Origin of the sequence: Bifidobacterium asteroides (assembly GCF_019469425.1) — a bacterium.
GTDB lineage: Bacteria > Actinomycetota > Actinomycetes > Actinomycetales > Bifidobacteriaceae > Bombiscardovia > Bombiscardovia asteroides_I.
Map to the genome: position 1 here is coordinate 620,329 of NZ_CP048272.1, position 19,380 is coordinate 639,708.

Below are 19,380 nucleotides of genomic sequence, written 5' to 3' on the forward strand. Positions count from 1 at the left end.
AGGGCGGCCGGATGGGCGGGCTGGCCACCTTCGGCAGACCCGAGGACCAGGAGCCTCTGACTCTCTCCCGCACCTTCAGGAATTCCAAGGTGGTCCTGCGGGCGGCCAACCTTCTGACGGCCCCGCTCAGGCAGGAGACGAATCGGTTCTCCAGTGCCCGGATGGCCGAGGTCGATGTGGCCCGCCTGAAGGCCAGGGAAGATGCCGACCAGGGGACCATCGGCCTGCTCGGGTACAGCACCATCGGCCAGGAGATCGATGCGGTGGTCAGGTTCGCCCTCCATGCCCGTTCCCGATACGGCAAGCCGGGCGCCGATGGCCGGGGCGAAGACCCTGATGCCCCCCACGTGGCCGTCCTCTTTCGTTCCAAGTCCAGAATGCCCCAGTACCGCCAGGCCTTGGAAGCGGCTGGGCTGACCTGTCAGGTGGTGGGATATTCGGCCCTCTTCGATCTTCCCGAGATCATGGACCTCCTGGCCCTCCTGAGGGTGATCTGCGACCATACCGACAGCAGATCCCTGATGCGTCTCCTGGCTTCCGCTCGGTTCGGCATGAATCCGGCGGATCTGAGCGCCCTGGCCTCCTTGGCTGAGGCCATCAATGCGGACAGTCAGTACCGGGCCCTCCTCCAGGCAGGGTTGGTCCCCGAGACCGAAGAGGGGGAGGCCAGAAGCGATCTGGTCCGTGAGCACCGGGACCAGGTGCCCAACTCACTCTTCCTGATCGACCTCCTCCTGCGCGACGACCTGGCAGACCTGCTGCGGACCTCCAGGCTCAGTCCCCGTGGCCGCAATCTGGCAACCCATGCCGCCGAGGTCATACAGGAGGTACAGTCCCAGTCATCCGCCCCGCTCAGGCAGGTCGTCATCGCCGCCATCCATGCCCTGGACCTGGACATCGACCTGGTCCTTTCCAGGGCCATGGACCAGCCTGACCAGCCCCTGCAACCCAGCCAGGCCAAGACCGGCATCGAGTCCCTCCTGGACCAGGTGGACACCTATGTCTCCGAGCTTCCTGCCGGTCTGGGGCCCAGCCTGCCCGGGTTCGTGGCCTGGGTGGATGCCATGGTCCAGAGCCCCGACCTGCCTGATACCGGGATCGACAACCATGCCGATGTGGCCCTGATGACCATCCACCAGGCCAAAGGCCTGGAGTGGGATGCCGTGGCCGTAGTGGGGCTGGCCCAGAGGGCCTTCCCCAGCAATCAGGGAGACAACCTGAAGATCGAGAAGCGCAAGGGCGGGACATCGGATGTGGGGCGGGACGGTGTGCCGTCCAATTACCTGAACACGGCTCGCACCTGGCTGGAGAATCCCCAGGCAGTACCCGTTCCGGTCAGGGCGGATGCCATGATTCTGCCCAGGTTCCCCCATGACGCCCGGCTCGGGTCCGATCCTGGGGACGACCTTGGCGGTCTGGATCTGCCCGCCTTGGAGGACGAGGCGATAGGCGGGATAAGGGCCACCGGCGTGGACGAGGATGGGGAGCCCTGCGACTTCATGGGAAGCAGGGGATACTTGCCTCAGAAAGAGGAATACGGAAACCGCTACCACAACGACGAGCGAAGGCTGGCCTATGTGGCCGTGACCAGGGCCCGGCACGACCTTCTCATGACCTTCAGCGAGAAGGCCAACGACACCAATCCCGCCCTCAACACCCCCCAGGTCGATGCCGATGCCAAAGCCTCGAACTTCTGGCTGGAACTGGTCGATGGTCTGCGCGGCGATCCGGAAGCCATCAGGCTGGAGCCCATCGCCAGGGACCAGGAGTCCGACGAGGGGGCTGTCTGCCCGCCGACCCCTCCCGTGGGCCTTCTGCTCGGCCGCGATGCCGGTGCCTACCGGGATGTCCTGGTTCAGGCGCCCCTGGATCAAGTGGACCAACTGGCAGGCAGACAGGAGCAATCCGACCGGTCCTTCTGGCCGACCGGCCTGGGATCCCGGGTCGGCAGGGCCCTTCGCCGCAGCGCCGATTGGGTTGGCCCCGACGCCGATCCAACCGGGACCAGACATGGAGAGGACAGTCTTTACTCCGCTGCGGTCCGGGTGCTGCAGGTGGGCACCGGCCGCCTGGGGGTCGCCGGGGACCGTCTGGTTACAGACCTGGATGTCCTGCGCCGGGCGGGCCGGGGAATCATCAGCCATGGCGCCCAAAGCGTCACATCCATCCAGGCGAGGTCCGGAGTGATGGATGCCGCCAGGGAGCGGGACTATTGGGAGGGGCTGGTCAGGCCCGTTCCTCGTGTGGCCTCGCCCTTGGCTCAGGCCGGCACCCTCTTCCATGACTGGGCGCAGCGGTTCATTCTGCCGGACCTCCGGGACTCCTCGGGTCTTCTTGATGTGGCGGACCAGGCCGGGGGAGGATCTCCCGATGAATCGTCGGTCCCATCCAGTCCGGACGGCTGCCTTGTAGGGTCGGTCGGCCCCTTGGGCCCGGAGGCCCTGGCTGAACGTCGCCGGATGATAGCGGCCCTGGAGTCGGAAGGGAACGGGATGGACCAGGATGAAAAGACGGCCCATCGCCTCAGGACCTGGGAGCGCCGTCTGGCCGAATCCGATTGGGCCCAGCGGATCCCGGCCTGGGTGGAGCGTCCCATTGTGGCCGTCCTGGGCGGCACCATCATCAAAGGCAAGCTTGATGCCGTCTTCCGCGGGGGATTGGACCAGAATGACGGTTCCAAGCTCTACACCATCGTGGACTGGAAGACCGGCGCCAGGCCCAGGACCGCAGAGGAGACCGGAGAGAAACTGGCCCAGCTCGACCTCTATCGGGTTCTCCTGTCGCGCTTGGAGGGAATCGGCCTGTCGACCATCGACGCCTGCCTTTACTATGTAAGTGAGGCCCAGCCATCCCGGCGGCTCATCAGGGCGAGGCCCAGGACCCAGGAGGAGATCCTCCAGGGGCTGCGTCGGGGTGCTCCGCAGGAGTCGGATGACGACTGAACCGGCAGAGCGGGCCCAGCAGACGGAATGACAGGAACGGGACACAGACCGACATGCCATGCATGGGTCGGTATGGTCCCTGGCAGACCCCGCTCCCTTAGGTGGCGATGGGCGCCCTTGAACAGGTATACGGTGACCGGAGAAGCCGGGGCGGTCTGGTTCGCCCCTGCCTCGAGTCATCGTTAGACGGAGCAACACGAGATGACACAGTTCGACCTGGTCGACAGAGGCCAGTCCAACCGGCAGATTCCCTCGATACGACCCATGATCTGGGGCGATATGCCCGATCTGGTCAAGGAGTTCGACAGGACATGGAAAGTGAAGGAGGACAAGGAGGGCAGGATCTCACAACTGAGTGCCGAGCACTTCGTCCTGGACTATCTGACCCAGACCACGCGGGCCCGCATCGCCTGCGTGGGCGGGCGGTTCATGGGAGTCACCCTGCTCCGGGAGGGACGTGGGCCGCTCAGCTTTCCCAAGGCCCAGGCCTGCCTGGATTCCGTTGATGCCACCCTGCATTCGACTCCTCTGGGCAGGAAGACCTTGGCCAGTGCGCGGCACTGGCAGGCCACCGAGGTGTGCCTGGAAGAGGAGACCGGACTGGCCACTCCGCCCCAGGCCGAGCTGAAGCTCTTCCTGGTCAGCGACAAGGCACGTGGTCATGGCATCGGGCGGTTGCTCTGGCAGGACACCCTGAACCATCTCGACCGGGAAGGGATCGCTGATTTCTACCTCCATACCGACTCCTCCTGCGATGTGGGCTACTACGACCATCAGGGCATGACCCGCCTGGCCGAGCTCAGGGGCGAGGACTATGCGGCCTTTTCCCAGCAGGCCGGTGTCGATTCGCGGATTGGTTGCCAGGGGGGCGATGCGACTTTCTTCGAAGGGATCGACGACATTTTCGTCTACGGCGGCAGGGTTCGTGAACAGCTGGAGAGGAGCAGGCGGTCATGAAGGAATCCCGTTCGCCCTTCCTCCGGCTCTTCGCCTACCCTGATGCGGCGGGCTTCTGCCTGGCGGCGGTCCTGGCCCGCCTCCCCCTGGGGATGATGGGTCTGGGTATCGTACTGGCTCTGAACAACATCTATGACAACTGGACCTCTGCCGGCCTGATGAGCGCGGTCTACACCCTCAGCGCCGCCCTGGTCACTCCGGTCTATGCCCGACTCTTCGACCGGTTCGGCCAGCGCCGGGTCGGTCTGGTCGCCCTCCTGGTCCAGACTCTGGCCATCCTGGGATTCGCCTTCGCGGCCATGTGGAAGGTCCCTCTGGGCGTCCTCTTCGTTCTTGCGGCCCTGATGGGGCTGACCCAGTTCGCCTTCGGGGCCCTGGTCCGCACACGCTGGGCCTGGGTTCTGCGCGACGACAGGACCAATCTGCTCAACACGGCCTATGCCTTGGAGTCAGGCCTGGATGAATGCGTCTTCATTCTGGGGCCCATCCTCTCCGCCTATCTGGCCACCTCGGTCAGCCCTGTATCCCAGCTCTTTCTGCCTGCTGCAGCCCTGCTCGTCGGCGGATTGGCCTTCTTCTCCATGCGATCCACCGAGCCTCCCGCCATCGTCAAAGCGGTATCCGCCACCACCAGGGCCGCCGACCACTCACCGGTCGATGATGGCGGCAGCGTCCGCCCCGAGGATTCGAACGGAAGGCGAGGGTCCCTGTCGGCCCTGGCATACCCCGGCATCCTCCTGCTTTTCGTGATTTTCATCGTCTTCAACATGAGCTTCTCAGCCGTGGACGTGTCGGTGACTGCCCTGACCAAGGCCATGGGCAGGGAAGGAGCTGTCGGCATCCAGCTGGCCCTCTTCGCCTTGGGATCCCTCTGTGGCGCTATGATCTTCGGATCGGTCAAGCTCAAAGGGTCCCGGTGGCGGTATCTGGCGTTTTTCCTGGCTCTTCTGACCGTCGGCTATGTGGTCTTCAGGCTGGTCATGGACAACCTGGTCCTTCTGGGTGTGGCCGAGGTCTTCTCGGGCCTGTGCGTCTCTCCCATCTTCGCCACAGGCAATCTGATCGTCCGGGAGAGCGTAGACCCCCATGCTCTGACCGAAGGCCTTTCCTGGCTCTCCACTGGCGGATCCGTCGGAACCTCTCTGGGCTCGACCCTGGCTGGCATTGCCCTGGACAGGTTCGGCCCCCATGGCGGCATGACCATCCCGGCCATCGTTACCTGTTGCGCCATACCCTTGGCGCTTCTGGGATGGGCCAAGAGCTGGGGGTCCGTGGATCCGGCGAACGGGCGTAGATGAATTAGGCCAGCTGGTTCCAGCCCCGTCCCTGACTCGAACATGGATGCCTTTCGCGAAGCTCCCCTTTCCGGCGGGTGGAAGGGGATGTGTCTGTCACCCTAGAATGAAGATGAAGACACAAGTCAGGATGAATCACGGAGGTGGGTATGATCAGGGTTGCAGTCATAGGGGCCGCGGGTCGCATGGGGTCCAGCGTTGTCCGGGCCCTGAGCGAGGCGGACGACATGACCCTCTCGGTTGCTGTCGATAATCATGATGGTCTGGAGGGGATCACCCCTGACAACACCGATGTGGCCGTTGAATTCACTGTGCCCCAGGCTTCTGTCGGCAACGTCGTGGCCTTGATCGGGCGTGGGATTGATCTGGTGGTAGGTACGACCGGCTGGACCGATGACCGGCTGGAGCTTGTTCGACAGTCTCTCAGAGAAGCCCCTCGGAAGGACCAGGCGGTCCTTATCGCACCCAACTTTGCCATCTCTGCGGTTCTGGCCGATTATTTCGCAGCCAAGGCTGCAAAATATTTCACCTCGGCAGAAGTGGTCGAACTTCACCATCCTGACAAGGTGGATGCCCCATCCGGGACCGCCATCCATACCGCCCAAGCCATCGGCCAGGCCAGACGACAGGCGGGAATGGAACCTATGCCGGACGGCACCAAGGGCGTGTCCGATTCCCGAGGCCAGGTCATCGACGGGGTGCACGTCCATGCGGTCCGTCTCCAGGGGTTGAACGCCCATGAAGAGGTCCTCCTCGGCAACACCGGTGAGCAGCTGACCATCCGCGCAGACAGTTTCGACCGTTCCTCCTTCATGCCTGGCGTGCTTCTGGCCGTCCGGGCCATCGCTGCCGGCGGCCAGCGAGGTCTTATCGTCGGGCTGGACCATTTTCTCGACCTCTGATGACCTCCATGACCAGTCTCAAGCCGTGCGGCTGGGTTCTCAGCCGTCCCATTCCGTGGATACTTCGGAAAGCATGGTCCACGTCTGGGCTGATCCCAGCCCCGGGAGCCTGATTCTCACCGCATCGATGCCCTTGTGGGGGCCGCACTCGAGGCTCAGCCGTATCCCGTCGTCGCCCAATTCCGTCCTGGACATATGACCGGTAAGCGGCAGCCATGACCCGCCTATCCGCGCTTCGGCGGCGAAGCCGGCCGGGCTCCGTATTCCTGTTGAGGCATCGTCAAGGGTCCACAATGAAACCCTGGAGACATCAATAGACCTTGGCGTGTCGAAACGAAGGCTGACCGGTGTGTCCGACGGCCAGCCGGTCAGCAGCTTCGGCACGAAGGATCCGGTATGGATGCCATCGGTCAGCTTCAGACCGTCATCGGAATACCCATCCTCCGGTCCGGGATTCCTGACCGACCGGTATGCAAAGCCCAGCTGGCCGCCCTGCCGATTGAAAACCTCTATCTCCGATATCATGGTCCAGGCATTCGTGCCAAGGCGTATATCCAGGTACCTTGCCGTGGCAGGGAGGCCCGCAGCATCCAAATATCCATCCTGATTGGTGTGCATGACTTCAAGTTCTGACTGACAGGTGGCGCCGGCCTGGATGGGCAGGCCATCGTCATAGGCGGGCGCATGCCGTCCCGTGACCACGGGCGGGGAAAAAGCCCAGCCGCGGCTGATCGAAGCCGCATCTCCAGCGGCCTGATCCACCAGCACCGGACTGTCGGAGAACCCGACGTGACCATTCAACGGCCAGTTGACGGCGGCATCCGATCCGCCCTGCGTGTGCACGCGGACCTTGGCGACTTCCCTGGGTGCGCCCAGGTCCAGTATGATGCCCACCGTACCCGGGTCCGAGTTCCACCCCACGTTCAATCCTGAACTCCATCCTCCACGGGAGATGCGGCCGTCATGGAGTTCCTGTGCATTCTTGTCGGGGTATGGGCCGGTCTGCGGGGCAGGCGACTCGACGGTCGTGAAGGCGTTGGCCAAACCGTTGACTGTAGTGGCTTCTTGGGAGGCGTCCGCCAGGACGGCCTGGACCCTGGGCTTTGATACGGCGGAATCGGGGCTGGATTGCAGCACCAGGCGCATCTGTGCAGGAGCAGTTGGCGCCTTCGATTGGTCTAGCCGCATTATGAACCCCTGGTATCCGTCGGCCAGAGCATCGGGCGCCGTCCGATAGGCCCACCCGAGTTGATTCCATGGTCCGCCTGTGGTCCTGGTCTCCAGGGTGGCCTTGCCTGTCCAGTGGCGTTCCCCCTCCAGCATCTCGATGCGAATCGCGCCCAGAGTGCTTGGAATGATTTGCGAAGTTTGCAGAACAAGCCCTTGAGCTGTCTCCCCGACCTTGCCGGGCTCGGCCTGCATATGCAGGTTCCGGTCAGGTGAGGGGACATCACGTCCAGCGAGGTAGTCGGCAAGATGGTCATACACTGCGCGCTGGAGCGGGTTTCGGCTGGTGACTATTCCGCAGGAGCCGAATCCTTCCCCTAGGAAGGCGGCTGAGGCCCCTTCCCGGTATCCTGTAGAGATGCCGTAGGCCAGGTACTGATCAGCCATTGCCTGCTCGCTCCTCAGACGAGCACACCCCCTGAATTCCAGCTCGATGCCGAGTCCGTGCGTTCGTGCCGCCAAGGCTGCGGCTTCGAGTCGGGATGCGTTGACGTCGCCACCGTCAAGCGATGAGCGAAAGGCGTAGGAGGGTTGCATGATGGCCAGATCGAAACCATCCTCCTTCCAATGATTCCATCCCGCCGCTTTAAAATACGGAATGAACAGGCATCGCAGACCTGCATCGTGGATCCCGTCGGTGTCGCTGGTGATCAGATGGTTTTCGAAGGGGGTTATGTCCTCCCTCATTCTGTATAGTCCCCAGAGCTTCAGATGGTCGGCCTGCTTGCGTCTGAATCGATTGCTGACCTCCGTGGCGAACCAGCGGGTCACGGCACGGCGGTCATCGCCATTTGAGAGGTTTCGGTCTTGGCCTGCAACCATGCCGAACGATGTGATTGCAGGGTTCATCCAAGGCATCATGATGATGACCGAACGTTGCCGAACGGGGCTTCCCGGTTCCTGGGCCGCGGCCGAGGCATTCTCCAGCGCGTCGATCGGACCGCCGTCCATGAACCACTGATCCAATATGTTCACCCAGTCGTCCAGCTTGGTGCCTCCATAGTCCGTCTGTATGCCGTTGATGGAAAATCGAAGAAGGACCACTGCGTCGAAGAGGGAATCGCCCGACACCGCCCTGCTCATGGTGTCCTGGCGGTTGAAGAGCGGCTGGACAGAGTCGGGATTCAAGCTGGACTCCGCATATACCAGGGCTGCATGGTGGAACCCGACCTGGGCGGGATCGGGATACCCGGGAAATGTCTGAGCCTGCCCCCTGGCAGGGGTGAGCCCCAATACGGCGAGGGCAGCCAGGATGGTCATCCATGCCAGAACCACTCTGATGATGTGATGCTCCGTCTGTTCCATCTTTCCTCCGGTTTTGGCTGATAGAAGTCGGTCGATCATCTGGGCATTCATGGTAGTGGCGTTTACGGCATTGCTAGGGTTACGCTTGGTCTGGCATCGGGGCTGCCCTGACGGGATGGAGGAGGGTGTCGTGAAGGCAATGCGTCCCTATCTGCAAGTAGCGTTGAAGTATGTCTGAGCTTCACACCCATCTGTTGCCTGATGCCCCTTTCGGACGGGTTGTTCCGGCCATGGTCACGCCTATGACCCAGGAGGGGTCCGTGGATTTCGAGACTGCCGGCAATCTGGCGCGCAGGCTGGTCGCCGATGGGGCGGATGGGATTCTGGTGAACGGCACCACCGGCGAGTCCCCTGTGACTCACATGCAGGAAAAAGTCGATCTGGTAAAAGAGATCAAGGAGTCGGTGGATGTCCCGGTCATCTCGGGTGCCGGTTCCAATGATACGGCCCATACGGTGCGTATGGTCGAGAAAATCCAAGAGGCCGGGGCGGATGCCCTGCTGGTGGTGATGCCCTACTATTCCAGGCCCTCTCAGGATGGTGTGGTGGCCCACTTCAGGTCGGTCAGCCAATCCGCCGAGCGCCCGCTCATCCTGTACGATGTGCCCGGCCGTACCGGTCTGCATGTGGAGTTGGAAACCTACCGTCGTCTGAGCGAGCTCAAACATGTGGCGGCCGTCAAGGATGCCACGGGTGATCTGGCCGCGGTGCCACGGAAGCGGCAGGAGACGGGGCTGACCTGGTATTCGGGCGATGATGGGCTTTACCTTCCGTTCCTGGCTCTGGGGGCAGCAGGAATCATATCGGTCATGGCCCACGTTGCCAGCGCCCCGATGCAGGCGCTGGCAACCAGGTTCGACTCGGGCGATCTGGAAGGCGCCCAGCATCTGGCCACCGCTTTGGCACCGCTGGTTCAGGCCCTGAACGGCGACGGCCAGCAGGCGGTCATGGCCAAGGCTGCGCTGAAGGTCGCCGGTGTCATTGACGAGACTACGATGAGGCTGCCCAACCTGGGGCCCGGCAATGCCCAACTGGCCAAGGCCAGGAAGGGCATGAAGGCTGCGGGGTTGATCTGAACGGAAGCGAAAACCAAAGCGTCGCCCCTGCACTGAGCAGGGGTACAGATAATGGAAACACAAGTGAAAATGGCAAGAAAAACACAAGAAGAGAAGTCGACGAGTAAGGGCGGGAAGAGGCAATCCGCCGTCAGGGGCCGCAATCGTGCATCCGGTTCCGGCAAGAAAGGGACCGGAAAGGCGCGTGGTGAATCACGCGGACGCCGCAACGGCTCCATCGCACGTGGAAAAGGCACCCAGACCGAACAGCATCTGGTTGCGCCTCCTAAATACCGCAAGGGCTCTATGCGCATCGTCCCTCTGGGTGGCCTGGGCGAGATCGGCCGCAACATGAATGTGATCGAGTACAACGGCCACATCCTGCTGATCGACTGCGGTGTGCTCTTCCCCGAGGAGGAGCAGCCGGGCGTGGATTTGATTCTGCCTGACTTCAGCTACATCAAGGACAAGCTGGACCAGGTGGATGCCCTGGTGCTGACCCATGGGCATGAGGACCATATCGGTGGTGTGCCCTACCTACTCAAGTTGCGTCCGGACATCCCCCTGATTGGTTCCAAACTGACCCTGGGATTCGTCGACGCCAAGTGCGAGGAGCACCATCTCAAGCCCACCGAGGTTGAGGTCAAGGGCCGCGACAAGCTCAAGGTAGGCCCCTTCAACCTGGAGTTTGTGGCGGTCACCCACTCCATCCCCGATGCCCTGGCCGTCTCCGTGCGCACTCCGGCAGGCCATATCATCGACACCGGCGACATGAAGATCGACCCGCTGCCACTGGACCATCGCCTGACCGACCTGCGCGAGTTCGCCAAGCTTGGCGAGTCCGGCGTGGACCTGCTCATGGTGGACTCCACCAATGCCGAAGTCCCCGGCTTCGTCAAGCCCGAAATCTCCATCGCCCCCGCCCTGGACAAGGCCTTCGCCGAGGCCCAGCGCAAGATCATCGTGGCCTCTTTCTCTAGCCATGTCCACCGGGTGCAGCAGGTGGTCGATGCCGCCCACAAGTTCGGCCGCAAGGTGGTCTTCGCCGGCCGGTCCATGGTCCGCAACATGTCCATTGCCTCCGACCTGGGCTACCTGCACCTGCCTGAGGATACCGTGGTCGATCTCAAGGATGCCCACAGCATCCCCGACGAGAAGATCGTCTACATGTGCACCGGATCCCAGGGCGAGCCCATGGCGGCTCTGGGCCGCATCGCCGACGGGACCCACCGCGATATCACCATCAACGAGTTCGACACGGTCATCCTGGCCAGCTCGCTGATCCCCGGCAATGAGCACGAGGTCTACAAGGTCATCAACAAACTGGTGCGCCTGGGGGCCAAGGTGGTCAACCGCGACAACGCAGCCATCCACGTTTCCGGCCACTCCGACGAGGGCGAGCTCTTGCACTTCTACAACATCGTGCAGCCCAAGTGCGCCATGCCCATCCACGGCGAGAACCGGCATTTGGTGGCCAATGGCCTGATTGCCGTAAAGACCGGCGTGGATCCGCAGAACGTGGTCCTGGCCGAGGACGGCGACGTGGTGGACCTCTACCATGGACAGGCCGCCGTGGTTGGATCCGTGCCCTGCGGATACGTCTATGTGGACGGCGATTCGGTGGGCCAGCTGACCGACGACGAGCTGGAGCAACGCCGGATTCTGGGCACCGAGGGCTTCGTCTCCGCCTTTGCCGTGGTCGACACCGAGACCAGCAAGGTCGTCTCCGGCCCCAAGCTCTACCTGAACGCTGTGGCCGAGGACGAGAGCGAATTCAAGTCCATCAACGCCCAGATAGTCGATCAGCTTGAGGATGCTATGGCCAAGGGGACCATAGGCACCTACCAGCTGCAGCAGATGATGCGCCGCACTCTGGGCGGATGGATCTCCCGCAAGCTGCACCGCAGGCCCATGATCGTGCCCGTAGTGGCAGACATCGCCACCGACGTGCAACCGCAGGATTGATCGCCACTGCCTGTATGCTGATTCCAAAGGCTCCGGCCGCCCAGATGGACGGCCGGAGCCTTTGGCGTTATCAGTAGGCAGCAGTGCTTACATGCTCACGATGATCTTGACGTGGTTTTCCGCGTCCTCACGCAGCGGACGGAAGCCCTTGTCCACGATGTCTTCGACTCTGATCCGGTCGGTGATGAAGGTGGACAGGTCGATGTTCCGGTCATGGATCAGCTTGATGGCGTCGGCATGATCGTTGGCGTATCCCATGGACCCCGACATCAGCTTCTCGCCGAAGCCCATCTCCATGGTCACGTTCAAGTTGATGGGCTTGACGTGGATGGCCACGACGACCAGGCTGCCTTGGGCCTTGAGCGCCGACAGAAGCTGGTGGACCACCGGTTCCGCGCCGGCTGCGTCGAAGGCCACATCGGCGCCACGGCCGTCAGTCTCGGCATTGACCCGCTCCAGCAGATCCTCCTTGCTGGGGTCGATGACCAGGTCAGCGGCACCGGACTGCAGGGCCTTGTCCTTGCGGGCCTGGGAGAGCTCGGACATGATGACCTTGAGTCCCTTGGCCTTGAGCACGGTTCCAAGCAGCAGGCCGACTGGCCCCGCCCCGCCGACCAGGGCGGTCTGCCCGGGCTCGGTGTGGATCAGACGCACGGCGTGGTAGGCCACTGAGAAGGGTTCGATCAGGGCTGCCTGATCCAGGGGCAGATCGCCCACAGGGAAGACACGCTCGGCGGCCACCACCATGTGTTCGCTCATGCCGCCGCCCCAGCCGTTGATGCCGATGAAGCCCAGCTTGGAGCAGTCGTTGTAGTTGCCGGCCTTGCAGGCCGGGCATTCTCCGCAGGCCATTTCGGCCTCGACTACCACGGAGTCGCCCACCTTCATGTCGGTGTGCACGTCATCGGCGATTGCCTCGATTGTGCCCGAGATTTCATGGCCAAAGACCACCGGCAGGGTCTCCCCGGAAAGAGGGTGCGGGGTGTTTTTGGAGTTGCCGCCGTTTTGTTCGCCGTCGTAGTAGAGGTGAAGGTCGGAACCGCAGATGCCGGTGAAGGCGGGATGGATCTTGATGGTTCCCGGTTTGAGCTCAGGCTCGGGCACGTCCTCCAGACGTACATCTTCCTTGCCGTAGTACATAAGTGCTTTCATGGCGTAAACCCTTTCTGACATGCATGCCGGTACGGTATGGACGGAGTTGACAACCCAGCTTCCCGTCCTCGCGAATGGGTGGCGCCCCTTCTTTGGGGACCATCCCATCTATATACTAACGCGTACATGCAGCTGGCATAAGAGGGCTTTCGGCCAGGACCTCACCGTCCTGGCCGAAGTCGAAGTCGCCCAGCCAGTGTCCGAACCTGCTGGGCCCCTTGCCGCACCAGACCACACAGGCGCTGCGGTCAGCCTGTCCGCTCAGCAGGCGGTTGGCGGTTCCGGTCACCCTGTCGTTGCCCAGGCGGTAATCCAGGAACTTGCCGTCCCCGTAGTGGCTGGTCACCCGCTGACGCTGCTCCTGGTCAAGCACCCGCCAGGGGTCGGCGGCGCAGAAGACCCTGGCGGGCAGGTCCTGCTCCGCCGCCTGGATCAGTGCCAGACCTCCGCCCAAGCTATGTCCGGTAAAGAGGACCCCGCGCACGGCTCCCGCCTTGCGTCGGGCCAGGTCAAGTGCCTGCTGAGCCAGGATGCCTGCCTGCTGCGTCTGTCCTGGCTCCCCGTTCAGCGGCGGCAGGAAGCAGGTCAGCGCGGCATGGATGTCGTGCCGGGGGTCGTCGCGCAGATTGGTGCCTGCATAGACCACGGCCATATGGGCATAGTCCGGACCGCCATCCAGGTCCTGGGCGGCGATCATGCCCTCGAAGCCGTTCTCGGGGCAGTAGCGGGAGCGCAGCACCCAGTAGATGCCCAGAGCTGGATCCTCGAACCAGTGCAGGCCCGGCCGGGTCTTGATGTCCCCTCTGCCGATCCCATAAGAGTATTGGCAGAGCATGTTGAGCTGCTGCGTGGTGAATCCGGTCCGGACCTGCATGGCGCCCCCTCTCTGCCCGGCTGGTAAGCCATCGGCCTTGATCAACCGCCTGGATGCGCGGTTATTCCCGTCCGGACTGCGCCGTAAGGAAAGAGGTGAATTGTCCTTCTGGCCCGTCGGCGGGTGTCCGCATTAGACTTGGAATGCCATATCCGTACAGGACCTATGCTGATGCCGGTGGGGGCACCGGCATCCATGCGTGAAAGGAAATTATGCCCGGAGCCAATCTGACTCGTGTGGAAGCCGAAGAACGAGCCCTCGTCGTATCCAATGTCAGCTATAAGGTCAATCTGGACCTGACCAAGGGGCCTGCCACTTTCCCCTCCACGGCCTTGATCGATTTTGATGCCCGGCCTGGGGAGTCCACCTTTGTTGATCTGATAGCCGACCAGGTCAGCCTGATCGAGCTGAACGGCCGGCGTCTGGATCCGGCCCTGGCCTTCCGGGACGACCGGATAGAGCTCGACGACCTGCTGGGGCATAACCAGCTTCGGGTGGAGGCCCTATGCCGTTATTCGCGCACTGGAGAGGGGCTGCACCGCAGTGTGGACCCTTCGGATGGCAACGTCTACCTCTACTCCCAGTTTGAGGTGCCCGACGCGCGCAGAGTCTATGCCGTCTTCGACCAGCCGGACATCAAAGCCGTCTTCGACTTCACTGTGGATGCTCCGGCATCCTGGACGGTTCTTTCCAATATGCCTCCCGCCTCCCACCAGGACCTGGACAGCCGAACCGCCGAAGGGACCTTGGAGGGCGGCCGCGCCGAGGACGTGACCCGCTGGACCTTCCAGACGACCCCGGTCATGAGTTCCTATCTGACCGCCTTCGCCGCCGGGCCCTACGCACGATGGACCAGCGAGTATCGGAACGAGGACGGACGGACCATCCCCATGGGCCTGTACTGCCGGCAGGCGCTGAAGGACTCCCTGGCCGGTGATGCCGAATACCTCTTCGACATCACCAAGAAAGGCTTCGCCTTCTATGCCAAGACCTGGGACCTGCCCTTCCCCTGGGCCAAGTACGACCAGATCTTCGTGCCCGAATACAATGCAGGCGCCATGGAGAACATCGGCCTGGTCACTTTCCGCGACTCCTACGTCTTCGAGTCCAAGGCCACTGGGGCGCAGATCAACCGCCGCGTGGAGACTGTCCTGCACGAACTGGCCCACATGTGGTTCGGCGACCTGGTGACCATGAAGTGGTGGAATGATCTGTGGCTGAATGAATCCTTCGCGGAGTTCATGTCGACCCTGGCCACTGCCGAGGCCACCGAGTGGACCGACGACTGGGCTACCTTCTGCTCCGGCGAAAAGAGTTGGGCTCTGACCGAGGATCAGCTGCCCACCACCCATCCGGTGGTGGCCCCCATCCGCGACCTGCACGACACCGAGGTCAATTTCGACGGCATCACCTACGCCAAGGGCGGTTCCGTGTTGAAGCAGCTGGTCGCCTATGTGGGCCGTGAGCGCTTCTTCCAGGGCATTCACAACTATCTGACGGCTCATGCCCATGGCAACGCCACACTGAAGGATCTGCTGACCGAGCTGGAGAAGACCAGCGGCCGCGACCTGGGTAGCTGGTCTCGGCTCTGGCTCGAAGAGGCCGGCATCACCACCCTGACCAGCCAGGTGCAGACCGACGAGCAGGGGGCCATCACCGCCATGAGGATTGATCAGACTGCTCCCGAGGAGCATCCGGTCCTGCGTCCGCACCGACTGGCCGTGGGCTTCTACGACGAAGACAAGTCCGGCAAGGTGGTGCGCACGGACCAGTTCGAGCTGGACCTGGACGGCCAAGGAGCTGAGGTGCCCCAGGTCGTCGGCAGGAAGCGTCCGGCATTGGTCATGATCAACGACGACGATCTTACCTACGCCAAGCTGCGTCTGGACCGGGACTCCCTGGAGTATGCTGCGCAGAACCTGTACCGGATCGAGGACCGTCTGGCCCGGGCCGTGGTCTGGCTCAGCCTATGGGACATGACCCGGGACGCGCAATTCCCTGCCGAACGCTTCATCAGCCTGAGCCTGAAGGCCTTGGCCACTGAGCACCAATCCACCACCTTCCGCTACGCGCTGTCCCAGATTTCCACGGCCGCCCACCATTTCACCGCATCCCGTCGTCGCCAACCCATGCTGCAGCTGGTGGCAGGAACGCTCTGGGACCTTGCCGTGAAGGCCCAGCCCGGCTCGGACGAGCAGTTCCAATTGGTCCGCGCTTACCTGGGCTACGGGGACGATACTGACTTCGAGGAACACGCCCGTGGGCTGCTGAGCGGTGACCTGAAGCTGGAGGGGCTGACCGTCGACAACAACACCCGTTGGCTGATCATCCACGCCCTGTCCGCCCACGATCTGCTGGCTGACGGGGAGATCGACCGGGAGCTGGCCGCGCGAGACACTACTGAAAATCGTGAGTTCGCCATGGGCTCCCGGGCTGCCCGTCCGACGGTCGAGGCCAAGGCCTGGGCCTGGGATCAGGCCCTGCATAACGAGGATCTGACCAACTCACAGATCGAGGCCCTGGCAGACGGCTTCTCCGGCTCGGGGGATCAGGAGCTCTTTGCGCCTTACGTGGACCGCTTCTTCGCTGCCGTGGACCAGGTCTGGGCCCAGAAAACCTTCCATATCGCGGAGACCCTGCTCAACCCGCTGTCGGCAGGCGGGCTCTACCCGTCCAAGGCCGACCCGGCCGCCCTGGTCAAGGCGGGCGATGCCTGGCTGGCCGACCATGCCGAGGCTCCCAAGGCCCTGCGGGGAATGATCATCCAGAATACGGAGTCATCCAGGCGCATCCTCAAGGTTCGCGAATACAACGAGCGGCTGCGCTAGCACCCTGCCCGCCCCGCCCCGAGTGGCGACGGGTCAGGGGCGGGTCCATAATGAACCTGTCGCCTGCATGCAGGATGGTACGTGAGGATCGGCGGGGCCTTCAGCGGCCTGGCAGCCGGGTTCGGAGGAGAGCAATGCCCAGATTATTCGGTACCGATGGTGTACGTGGTTTGGCCAATAAAGACCTAACTGCACAGCTGGCCCTGGATCTAGGCGATGCCGCGGTCCGGGTCCTGGGTCGTGGCGCGGATCGGTCCGCTGGCCGTCGACGTGCGCTGATCGGCCGCGACACACGGGTCTCCGGCGATTTTCTGGCCTCGGCCCTGGCCGCCGGCATGTCATCGGGCGGCTTCGACGTGATCGACGTGGGCATCATTCCCACTCCAGGCATCGCCTACCTGACCAGCGTGCTCAACGTAGAGATGGGGGCGGTCATCTCCGCCTCCCACAACCCCATGCCCGACAACGGTATCAAGTTCTTCGCCCGGGGCGGGTTCAAGCTCCAGGATTCCAAGGAGGACGACATTGAATCGGTCCTGGGCCAGGACTGGGAGCGTCCAGTGGGCGAGGGCGTGGGCCGCGTCTCCCATGACACGGTCACCGCCACCAACATGTACATCGACCACCTGGTGGAGGCTGTGGCCCCTGTCGCCCCCGACAAGACCCAGCCCAAGCCTTTGGACGGTCTGCGGATCGTGGCCGACTGCGCCAACGGGGCGACTTCGGTGGTAGCTCCCGAGGCTCTGCGCCGGGCTGGGGCGGATGTGGTGGTCATCAACGCCTCTCCCGATGGCTACAACATCAACAAGCATGCCGGGTCCACCCATCCCGAGCAGCTGCGGGCCATGGTCAAGGCCTCGGACGCGGTCATGGGCGTGGCTTTTGACGGGGATGCCGACCGTTGCCTGGCCGTGGACGAAGAGGGACACATGGTCAACGGTGACCAGATCATGGGCATTCTGGCCCGCGCTAAGCAGCGTGAGGGCAAGCTGGCCAACGACACCCTGGTGGTCACCGTCATGAGCAACCTGGGACTCAAGCTGGCACTGAAGCAGATGGGCATCGTCACCGTTCAGACGGCCGTGGGCGACCGTTACGTTCTTGAAGAGATGCTGCGCGGCGGCTACACCCTGGGCGGCGAGCAGTCCGGGCATGTCATCAACAGGGAGTTTGCTACCACAGGCGACGGGACCCTGACAGCCCTGACCTTGGCCAAGGAGGTTGTGCGTTCGGGCAAGAGTCTCAAGGAGCTGGCCGCCGACTTCCCACAGCTGCCCCAGCGGCTGATCAACGTGTCCGGGGTGGACAAGAACGCAGCCCGCACCAATGCCAAGGTCCAGGACGCGGTCGAGGCGGAGGAGCGGATGCTGGGGAGCGCTGGCCGGGTCCTGCTGCGGCCTTCGGGAACCGAGCCCCTGGTCAGGGTCATGGTAGAGGCGGCCACCCAGGAGCAGGCCGACCAGGTCTGCCAGCGGCTGGCGGGAGTCGTGGCCGACGAGCTGGCCATCTGATTCGACGACCCAGGAAAGGCGGAATCGTTCATGTTCGGCAGGAAAACGGCCTTCGATGCCGATCTCAATCACCGGGTGGAGTCCATGCTGGGCGAGGCTGGCAGGGAAGAGCTCCTGCCCATCGTGCAGATGGGCGAGCCAGTCCTGCGTCAGCAGGCCCGGCCCTACAAGGGTCAGCTGGCAGCCAAGACGCTGAACAGGCTGCTCAAGGCCATGCGTGCCACCATGCTTGAGGCTCCGGGCGTGGGTCTGGCAGCACCCCAGGTGGGCTTGGGCCTGGCCATCGCAGTCATCGAAGATCATGTCCATGACGATGAGGACGACCCCCGCCAGATTGACGAACTGCCCTTCAGGGTCATTGTCAACCCTTCCTATGAGCCTATCGGGCAGGAGACGGCCGCCTTCTACGAGGGATGCCTGTCCCTGGAAGGATTCCAGGCGGTTCGGCGGCGCTGGCTGGACATCACGGCCAGCTGGGAGGACCGTTCAGGGCGTAAGCACCGCCAGCGCATGCACGGCTGGCCGGCCCGCATCTTCCAGCACGAGACCGACCATCTGTCCGGCGAAGTCTATATCGACAAGGCTGAGATTCGCAGCCTGTCTTCCGATGAGAACCTGAGCGAGTACTGGGCCTACGACCCGGTTCCCACCGATGCGGCACGGGAGTTGGGATTCACCCTCTGAGCCGTTTTGACTCTCTGATCCAGGGCCATGCCCTCAGTCAGCTCCGGCCCGTCCCCTTTCAGGGGCGCCACTGGGTGCATGATCAGCGCCTCGGAGGCATGGCGGCCAGACTCTGCAGCCAGGGGCAGGATCGCTCTGCCATCTACGTTTGGGTCCAGCCAGGAGTCCAGAGTCGCATCAGTGATCAGCAGGGGCATCCGATCGTGCACCCGGGATGCCTCTGGCGTGGCTTGTGTCGTCAGGATGGTGGCCGTCAGCAGCCAGGGTTGGCCTGGCTGAGCCCTCCACCAGGAGTAAAGGCCGGCGATGCTCAGGGTATGGCCGTCGGGAGCCTGAAAGTAGTAGGGTCGGTGGTCGGATGTCCACTCGTAGTAGCCGCTGGCCGGAATGATGGCCCTGTGGCTCCTGGCAGAGTCCGAGTAGGTCCGTTTGGTCAGGGCGCTCTCCACCCGGGCATTGTGGGTAGGGTAGGCCATTTGGCTGCTGTCCGACCAGGAGGGGACTAGATTCCAGCGGGCCGGATGCAGGTGCCGCTGTCCACGCCGGTCCTGGGCCACCAGGGCGATGACCGACCCGGGGCTGATGTTCCAGGAGGGCCTGGGCAGCCCCGGAGCCTGCCGGGCACCATAGATTTCGGCCAGTTTGGAGTAGTCCAGGTCAGCTGCGAATCGTCCGCACATGGA

13 protein-coding genes and 1 pseudogene are annotated in these 19,380 nt (G+C 63.2%); 10 read left to right on the forward strand and 4 right to left on the reverse strand.

Going from position 1 to position 19,380, the window contains the following annotated elements; translation table 11 throughout:
* Positions 1-80 precede the first annotated feature (80 nt).
* The 5 genes and pseudogenes from GYM67_RS09490 to dapB all read left to right on the forward strand — a co-directional run.
* Positions 81-1,223 (forward strand): annotated as a pseudogene (locus tag GYM67_RS09490) (3'-5' exonuclease); the annotation flags it as partial.
* 963 nt (positions 1,224-2,186) lie between these two features.
* Entirely contained in the window at positions 2,187-2,942 is a 756-nt protein-coding gene (locus GYM67_RS09495; protein WP_472841094.1) for a PD-(D/E)XK nuclease family protein, read from the forward strand.
* A gap of 201 nt (positions 2,943-3,143) precedes the next feature.
* Positions 3,144-3,899: a GNAT family N-acetyltransferase gene (locus GYM67_RS02330; protein ID WP_220236948.1), complete on the forward strand. Its 756-nt coding sequence runs from the start codon at positions 3,144-3,146 to the stop codon at positions 3,897-3,899.
* Complete coding sequence (locus GYM67_RS02335; RefSeq protein WP_220236949.1) at positions 3,896-5,197, forward strand: MFS transporter; 1,302 nt, start codon at positions 3,896-3,898, stop codon at positions 5,195-5,197. The genes GYM67_RS02330 and GYM67_RS02335 overlap by 4 nt, the downstream gene beginning before the upstream one ends.
* Positions 5,198-5,343: 146 nt before the next feature.
* Positions 5,344-6,096 carry a 4-hydroxy-tetrahydrodipicolinate reductase gene (gene dapB, locus GYM67_RS02340; RefSeq protein WP_220236950.1) on the forward strand — a complete coding sequence of 251 codons (753 nt, stop codon included), beginning with the start codon at positions 5,344-5,346 and terminating at the stop codon, positions 6,094-6,096.
* A 39-nt stretch (positions 6,097-6,135) separates the two neighbouring features.
* Here the strand turns inward: dapB and GYM67_RS02345 are convergent, their stop codons facing one another.
* Positions 6,136-8,628 carry a DUF4855 domain-containing protein gene (locus GYM67_RS02345; RefSeq protein ID WP_220236951.1) on the reverse strand — a complete coding sequence of 831 codons (2,493 nt, stop codon included), beginning with the start codon at positions 8,626-8,628 and terminating at the stop codon, positions 6,136-6,138.
* A 170-nt stretch (positions 8,629-8,798) separates the two neighbouring features.
* Here GYM67_RS02345 and dapA point away from each other — a divergent pair, with 170 nt between their 5' ends.
* Together dapA and GYM67_RS02355 are read left to right on the forward strand one after the other, a co-directional pair.
* Positions 8,799-9,704, forward strand: coding sequence for a 4-hydroxy-tetrahydrodipicolinate synthase (gene dapA / locus GYM67_RS02350; protein WP_220236952.1), 906 nt, complete (start codon positions 8,799-8,801; stop codon positions 9,702-9,704).
* 69 nt (positions 9,705-9,773) lie between these two features.
* A complete protein-coding gene (locus tag GYM67_RS02355; RefSeq protein WP_220237365.1) occupies positions 9,774-11,648 on the forward strand; it encodes a ribonuclease J in 1,875 nt (624 codons plus the stop codon).
* Positions 11,649-11,735: 87 nt separating this feature from the next.
* Here GYM67_RS02355 and GYM67_RS02360 read toward each other — a convergent pair whose 3' ends face one another.
* On the reverse strand, positions 11,736-12,800 hold the full coding sequence (locus GYM67_RS02360; RefSeq protein ID WP_220236953.1) for a 2,3-butanediol dehydrogenase: 1,065 nt from the start codon (positions 12,798-12,800) through the stop codon (positions 11,736-11,738).
* A 115-nt stretch (positions 12,801-12,915) separates the two neighbouring features.
* Positions 12,916-13,674 (reverse strand): Tle-like phospholipase domain-containing protein, encoded by a 759-nt coding sequence (locus tag GYM67_RS02365; RefSeq protein ID WP_220236954.1) that lies wholly within the window; start codon positions 13,672-13,674, stop codon positions 12,916-12,918.
* Positions 13,675-13,886: 212 nt separating this feature from the next.
* Between GYM67_RS02365 and pepN the strand changes: the two genes are divergently transcribed.
* From pepN to GYM67_RS02380, 3 genes are all read left to right on the forward strand, one after another.
* Complete coding sequence (pepN, locus tag GYM67_RS02370) at positions 13,887-16,502, forward strand: aminopeptidase N (RefSeq protein ID WP_220236955.1); 2,616 nt, start codon at positions 13,887-13,889, stop codon at positions 16,500-16,502.
* 134 nt (positions 16,503-16,636) lie between these two features.
* Complete coding sequence (glmM, locus tag GYM67_RS02375; protein ID WP_220236956.1) at positions 16,637-18,013, forward strand: phosphoglucosamine mutase; 1,377 nt, start codon at positions 16,637-16,639, stop codon at positions 18,011-18,013.
* A 30-nt stretch (positions 18,014-18,043) separates the two neighbouring features.
* Positions 18,044-18,697 (forward strand): peptide deformylase, encoded by a 654-nt coding sequence (locus tag GYM67_RS02380; RefSeq protein WP_220236957.1) that lies wholly within the window; start codon positions 18,044-18,046, stop codon positions 18,695-18,697.
* Here the strand turns inward: GYM67_RS02380 and GYM67_RS02385 are convergent.
* The gene (locus GYM67_RS02385; RefSeq protein ID WP_220236958.1) at positions 18,646-19,377 is read right to left on the reverse strand and encodes an SOS response-associated peptidase; all 732 of its coding nucleotides are present in this window, start codon (positions 19,375-19,377) and stop codon (positions 18,646-18,648) included. The genes GYM67_RS02380 and GYM67_RS02385 overlap by 52 nt on opposite strands.
* Positions 19,378-19,380: the final 3 nt, after the last annotated feature.

Excerpts from the sequence above, each read along its gene's own strand:
- dapB (WP_220236950.1), top strand. The coding sequence starts at position 5,344 with ATGATCAGGGTTGCAGTCATAGGGGCCGCGGGTCGCATGGGGTCCAGC.
- GYM67_RS02360 (WP_220236953.1), bottom strand. The coding sequence starts at position 12,800 with ATGAAAGCACTTATGTACTACGGCAAGGAAGATGTACGTCTGGAGGAC.
- GYM67_RS02335 (WP_220236949.1), top strand. The coding sequence starts at position 3,896 with ATGAAGGAATCCCGTTCGCCCTTCCTCCGGCTCTTCGCCTACCCTGAT.
- GYM67_RS02345 (WP_220236951.1), bottom strand. The coding sequence starts at position 8,628 with ATGGAACAGACGGAGCATCACATCATCAGAGTGGTTCTGGCATGGATG.
- pepN (WP_220236955.1), top strand. The coding sequence starts at position 13,887 with ATGCCCGGAGCCAATCTGACTCGTGTGGAAGCCGAAGAACGAGCCCTC.
- GYM67_RS09495 (WP_472841094.1), top strand. The coding sequence starts at position 2,187 with ATGGATGCCGCCAGGGAGCGGGACTATTGGGAGGGGCTGGTCAGGCCC.
- GYM67_RS02385 (WP_220236958.1), bottom strand. The coding sequence starts at position 19,377 with ATGTGCGGACGATTCGCAGCTGACCTGGACTACTCCAAACTGGCCGAA.
- GYM67_RS02330 (WP_220236948.1), top strand. The coding sequence starts at position 3,144 with ATGACACAGTTCGACCTGGTCGACAGAGGCCAGTCCAACCGGCAGATT.
- dapA (WP_220236952.1), top strand. The coding sequence starts at position 8,799 with ATGTCTGAGCTTCACACCCATCTGTTGCCTGATGCCCCTTTCGGACGG.
- glmM (WP_220236956.1), top strand. The coding sequence starts at position 16,637 with ATGCCCAGATTATTCGGTACCGATGGTGTACGTGGTTTGGCCAATAAA.
- GYM67_RS02365 (WP_220236954.1), bottom strand. The coding sequence starts at position 13,674 with ATGCAGGTCCGGACCGGATTCACCACGCAGCAGCTCAACATGCTCTGC.
- GYM67_RS02380 (WP_220236957.1), top strand. The coding sequence starts at position 18,044 with ATGTTCGGCAGGAAAACGGCCTTCGATGCCGATCTCAATCACCGGGTG.
- GYM67_RS02355 (WP_220237365.1), top strand. The coding sequence starts at position 9,774 with ATGGCAAGAAAAACACAAGAAGAGAAGTCGACGAGTAAGGGCGGGAAG.